Here is a 5,645-nt window from a genome sequence, read left to right as displayed (position 1 = left end):
AGGATATTGCCGCGAACCGACCAACCAAGCTTTTTAACGGGCACTCGGGCACCAAAGTCCGAACGGCTTCATTTGCCAATGCGTCCGGCAAATGAAATAACAGAAATTAGCACCAGAGCAAAGTTCCTTTCGGATAGGTGGCCATTCGTGGCCTGAAAAAGCTTTTTACGAATCCGTCAATAAATGGAGGCCAATCCCATGCGCGCACGGCTGCTCGATCACCTGGCCGGTGAAATCGACATTTTAAAAGGAAACGGACTCTACAAAGATGAGCGGGTGATCGTCTCCGCCCAGCAGGCCGCCATTACGGTCGACAGCGGAAAAACCGTCTTGAACTTTTGCGCCAACAACTATCTGGGGCTGTCCAACCATCCGCGACTGGTCGAAAAAGCGCAGGCGGCCCTTTCCGCCTATGGCTTCGGCATGTCCTCCGTTCGCTTTATATGCGGCACCCAGGTTATCCACAAAACCCTGGAAGCCAGAATCAGCGGCTTTCTGGGCACTGAAGACACCATTTTATACAGTTCCTGCTTTGACGCCAACGGCGGCCTTTTCGAGACCCTGCTGAACGAGAACGACGCGGTGATCAGTGACGCCCTGAACCATGCCAGCATCATCGACGGGGTCCGCCTGTGCAAGGCCCGACGCTTCCGCTACCGGAACAACGACATGGCTGACCTGGAGCAACAGCTTAAAGCCGCTGCCGAATGCCGCTTCCGCCTCATCGCCACTGATGGGGTCTTTTCCATGGACGGCATCATTGCCAATCTGAAAGGCATCTGCGACTTGGCGGACCAGTACGATGCCCTGGTGATGGTGGACGACTCCCATGCTGTCGGCTTTGTCGGTGATCACGGCCGGGGGACGCCGGAGTACTGCGGCGTGTCCGAGCGGGTGGACATCATCACCGGCACGTTAGGCAAGGCACTCGGCGGCGCTTCGGGTGGATACACCTCCGGCCGCAAGGAGATCATCGCCTGGCTGCGTCAGCGCTCCCGGCCCTACCTGTTTTCCAACTCGCTGGCACCGGTCATCACGGCCACTTCCATCGCCGTGCTGGACTTGCTCGAGGAGCGTTCGGACCTGCTTGTCCGACTCAACGAAAACAGCCGCTATTTCAGGCAGGGCATGCAAGCGGCAGGATTCACCCTGGTGCCCGGCGAGCACCCCATCATTCCAGTGATGCTGGGAGACGCGGTGCTGGCCCAGAAATTAGCGGCACGGATGCTGGACGAAGGCATTTACGTGGTGGGTTTCAGCTTCCCGGTGGTGCCTAAGGGCCAGGCCCGCATCCGCACCCAGATGTCCGCCGCCCACACCCGTGAACACCTGGACCGGGCAATCGCTGCCTTCATCAAGGTGGGCAAAGCACTTGACGTCATCCACTAGCAGACGAAGGCAGGTGTTCGTATGGAAACCATGAAAGCCATTGTCAAGCTGAAACCCGAAACCGGTGTCTGGATGGACCACGTGCCGTTCCCGAGCATCAGCCACAATGACGTGCTGATCAAAGTGGTCAAAACCGCCATCTGCGGAACGGACATTCATATCTACAATTGGGATGCGTGGTCCCAAAAAACCATCCCCACGCCGATGACCATCGGCCACGAATTCGTAGGCATCATTTCCGAAATCGGCAGCGAAGTCCGGGGTCTGAAAGAGGGGGACCGGGTGTCGGCTGAAGGTCACATCACCTGCGGTCATTGCCGCAACTGCCGGGCCGGCAAGCGCCACCTGTGCCGCAACACCATTGGTGTGGGGGTCAACCGACCCGGCTGCTTCGCCGAGTACATCAGTGTGCCGGCATCCAATGTGTTTCGGGTGCCGGGCACGATCGACGACGATATTGCCGCCATCATGGACCCGTTTGGCAATGCCGCCCACACCGCCCTATCCTTCGATCTGGTGGGTGAAGATGTGCTGATCACGGGTGCCGGCCCCATCGGCATCATGGCCGTGGCCATCGCCCGCCATGTGGGGGCCCGGCATGTAGTGGTCACCGATGTCAATGACTATCGACTGCAGATTGCCGCCCGTATGGGAGCTACCGCGGCCATCAATGTGACCCAAACGACCATTGCCGACACGGTAAGGCAACTGGGCATGAAAGAGGGATTTGATGTGGGCCTGGAAATGTCCGGCAACATGCAGGCCTTCAGGGAGATGCTCCAGGCCATGAACTATGGCGGACAGATTGCCCTTCTGGGCATCCCGGCCGGCGAGGTCTCTTTGGACTTGACGCAGATCATCCTCAAGGGATTGAAGATCAAAGGCATATACGGCCGTGAAATGTTCGAAACCTGGTACAAGATGACCAGTATGCTCCAGAGCCACCTGGATATATCGCGGGTGATCACCCACCGGTTCGCGGTGGACAACTTCCAGCAGGCTTTCGATGTGATGCACTCCGGTCGGTCGGGCAAAGTGATCATGGACTGGGTATAGTGTCCATCCACAAACGGCATCTTTCGGCCCAGGCCGGTGTTCTCACGATATTTAGCACGAAGTGAAGCGTCAGCGCTATCCTCGACGTAGCGCTGCTACGCCTCCGGTTTCAAAATCGCTGCGGCCTTGGCCTGAACCAAAATCTACCCTTTGTGGACAGGCACTAATTTGGCAGAATTAAGTAAATATAATGGGTGTTTAGGGAGGGATCATTTTTGCCGATTTCCGATGAAGTGACCGTTCACGGTTTACCGTTATCGGTTCACGGTTAAGAAATGCATCAGTGGCCTGGACAGACGGACAGCCAGAAAACACATCGAGGCGGACAATCATCTGTTTCCATTGGAAAACTATTGAAAAAAGGGCAACGGCCGGAAAATTTCCCGGCCGTTGCCCTTTTCATTTATGCATCGCTCGCGGCAGGATGCCGCACCACCAATCCCAAAATTCCGAAATTCCTCAAACCATCAATTGATTGGTCCTATTCTTCTCCGCAGGACCGCCGACGTTTGTTCTCAGCCTTTTGAATACCGGAAAGCCACGTCTTAACCTTTGATCACCCGGGGTATCAGCATCTGGTGCTGGGGGCAGATCGATTTTGGGTTCTGGTAGACACAGCCGGCAAAGGCGGCGAGGTAGCGCCTGATTTCCGACATTTTGACCACCTCATCCACAAAACCATTGCGGGCACAGTAGCTCGGCCGGGAATAGTCGTGGTACTCCTGGGCCATCTGGTTCATCTTGTCAATGACCGGCTGCAGCGGTTTGCCGGCACCCTTCTCTTTGACCAGGCGTCGTGAAAAACTGGCGGCGGCGGCCGTCTCCCCGTGCATCACGTATATTTCCGTCGTGGGTACGCCCAGGGTCAGGGCGTTGTGCCGGTTGGCCGTAGGGCCGCCCATCACATAATGGGCGGCGGCGGTGCCTTTGCGCAGCACCATCAGCAACTGGGGAACGTCGGTGGATTGGATCGAGTAAATCAGGGACTGGCCCAGGCCCAGCAATTCGGCCTTTTCGGCGATGTCGCCCACGTCGATACCTGACGTGTCCTGGAACCAGATGATGGGCACCCGGTCGCGGCCGCACAGGGTCACAAACTCGTTCATCTTGATCAGCCCCTGACGGTAGAGTTTACCGCCGATTCCGGGGTAATCAGCGTATTCCGGGTAGCTTTCACCCAGCCACCCCTGGCGGTTGCCGATAACGCCCATCAGATAGCCGTCGATTTTAACCAGGCCCGTGTAAATCTCTGGACCGTAACCCGGCTTGAATTCCATATGTTCGCTGCCGTCAACGATGCGGGCCAGCACCTGGTCGAAGTCGTAGATCTGTTTCTGGTTGAAGGGAACCAGGCTGTAAATATCCTCGGCTGGGAAAAGGGGCGCTTTGGGTTCGGCCACCCGGAAGAACTTGGGGTTATAAGCCGGGATGTCCTTCATGTAATCCTTGATGCCGTCCAGCACCTGGGATTCCTCCTCGTAGACATATCTGAAAAAACCCGTACCGTCGTAGTGGACATCCACCGACCCCGGCGGTTTGGCTTTAAATTGTTTAGCCGCATCGATCAGGGCCTCGGCCCCCTCTTCGTCGAAAAAACCCTTTGGCGACATGCCGCTTAGGATGCCGCCGCCGCCCACAGCCATGTTGCAGTCCTTGTGTGCGAACAGGACCGTCGGGCTGATAGCCTGGTATCCGCCGCCGGCCGGATTGGTGCCGTAGATGGCAGCCAGAATCGGAATGCCTTCCTGATTCAATTCCGCGTGGCGGAAAAAAGTGGTGCCGCCACCGCGCCGGTCGGCGTAAAATTTTTCCTGCTCCGTCAGCTTCACCCCGCTGCAATGCACCAGCCAGACCAACGGGATGTTCAAGCGTTTGGAAAGGTCGGTGACCCGCAGGATATTTTCGTATTGTCCGGGCAGCCAGGCACCGGCCATCACCTTGTTGTCGAAACCGATGATCACGGCCCACTTCCCTGAGATTTTGCCGAGACCGTCCACCACGTTGGTGGTGCCCTCTTCGTTGTCTTCCGGGTTGTACAGGGTGTGCAAGGGGCACCAGGTACCCGGGTCCACCAGATAGTTCAGCCGCTGCCATACCGTCATCTGGCCACGGGCATTGATTTTTTCTTCGGAGAATCCGGCCTGTTTAACCTTCTCCACTTCCTTTTTCAGCTGGGCTTCAACATCTCTGATCTGCTTGACATTTTCTTCGGCGCTCTTGATCTGTCCGGCATTCATCTCCCGCCCGAAAACCGGCATTTTCTCAAAATACGGTCTCATGGTTTCACTCCCGAATCGATTTAAGTGTTAATTCTTTCATCTACGATAGGCCATTGTCCCTTTTCTATCAATACGTCTCTGAGCACCTTTAAAGCGGTGTTTACCGTCGGGATGCCGCCGTAAGTAAAGGTCTGGAAAATCACCTCGGCAATCTCCTGTGATGAACAGCCTACATTCAATGCAGCCTGAATGTGCAGCTTGAGCTCCTCCGGCCGTGACAGCACCGTCAACACGGCCACCGTCACCAGTTGACGCGTCGGGTGGGGAATCTTCTCCCGGGCATACAGTTTGCCGGTGATAAAAAGGGATAGCTCCTTTCCCAGAACCTTATCAAAATCTCGCCACAATTCGAAGGGTTTTTCGCCCTCGACCCCCCTAAAGTAAAGGGCTCCGGTCGCTTTCGTTTTTTCGATGATGTCCTCACTCACGGTATCTGTCCTTTTTTGGCGTTTTAGTCAGAAGTGGTAGGTTGTGATCCGGATCAAGGCCGCAGCATTATTGAAACCGCAGGCGTAGCAGCGCTACGTCGAGGATGGCAATACCGTGAGAACGTAGAGCCGGGCCGCAAGATGCCATTTCTGGATGAAACGTTTTATCGGTTGGCCTTCCTGTACCCCAGCTGGTCCAGGGCGATGATCCACTTGCAGATGTTGGCCGACCCCTCCACCATGTAATAGGTCGGCGTGTCACGGTAAAACCGTGCCACCGGGTACTCCGTCGAGTAACCGTAGGCCCCGAGGATGCGCATGGCATAGTTCGAGGCCTTGCTCACCGTCTCTCCGGCAAAGTACTTGGCCATGGCCACGTCCAGCCCGTTGTTCAACCGGCCCTGGTCCTTGGCCCAGGCCGCCTTGTACACCAACAGCCGCGACGCCTCGATCTCCGTGGCCATCTGGGCGATCATGTCCTGGTTCATCTGGT

5 protein-coding genes are annotated in these 5,645 nt (G+C 56.5%); 2 read left to right on the top strand and 3 right to left on the bottom strand.

Annotated elements, in window-relative coordinates; genetic code table 11:
• Positions 1–198: 198 nt before the first annotated feature.
• A complete protein-coding gene (locus QNK41_RS10080) occupies positions 199–1,389 on the top strand; it encodes a glycine C-acetyltransferase (RefSeq protein WP_319256322.1) in 1,191 nt (396 codons plus the stop codon).
• Between the two features lie 30 nt (positions 1,390–1,419).
• The gene (gene tdh / locus QNK41_RS10075; RefSeq protein WP_413815138.1) at positions 1,420–2,445 is read left to right on the top strand and encodes an L-threonine 3-dehydrogenase; all 1,026 of its coding nucleotides are present in this window, start codon (positions 1,420–1,422) and stop codon (positions 2,443–2,445) included.
• Between the two features lie 545 nt (positions 2,446–2,990).
• On the opposite strand, the gene QNK41_RS10070 is transcribed toward tdh, so the two are convergent.
• The 3 genes from QNK41_RS10070 to QNK41_RS10060 form a co-directional block, all read right to left on the bottom strand.
• Positions 2,991–4,724, bottom strand: a complete 1,734-nt coding sequence (locus QNK41_RS10070) for an acyl-CoA carboxylase subunit beta (protein ID WP_319256318.1) — start codon at positions 4,722–4,724, stop codon at positions 2,991–2,993.
• 20 nt (positions 4,725–4,744) lie between these two features.
• Positions 4,745–5,152 carry a carboxymuconolactone decarboxylase family protein gene (locus QNK41_RS10065; RefSeq protein ID WP_319256316.1) on the bottom strand — a complete coding sequence of 136 codons (408 nt, stop codon included), beginning with the start codon at positions 5,150–5,152 and terminating at the stop codon, positions 4,745–4,747.
• 164 nt (positions 5,153–5,316) lie between these two features.
• The coding region (locus QNK41_RS10060) for an acyl-CoA dehydrogenase family protein (protein ID WP_319256314.1) at positions 5,317–5,645 on the bottom strand (329 nt) is incomplete at its 5' end.

Source organism: Desulfosarcina sp. (genome assembly GCF_033791525.1).
Classification (GTDB): domain Bacteria; phylum Desulfobacterota; class Desulfobacteria; order Desulfobacterales; family Desulfosarcinaceae; genus Desulfosarcina.
Note: the sequence above shows the minus strand (reverse complement) of the source record. Positions and strands in the feature narration are given on the sequence as shown.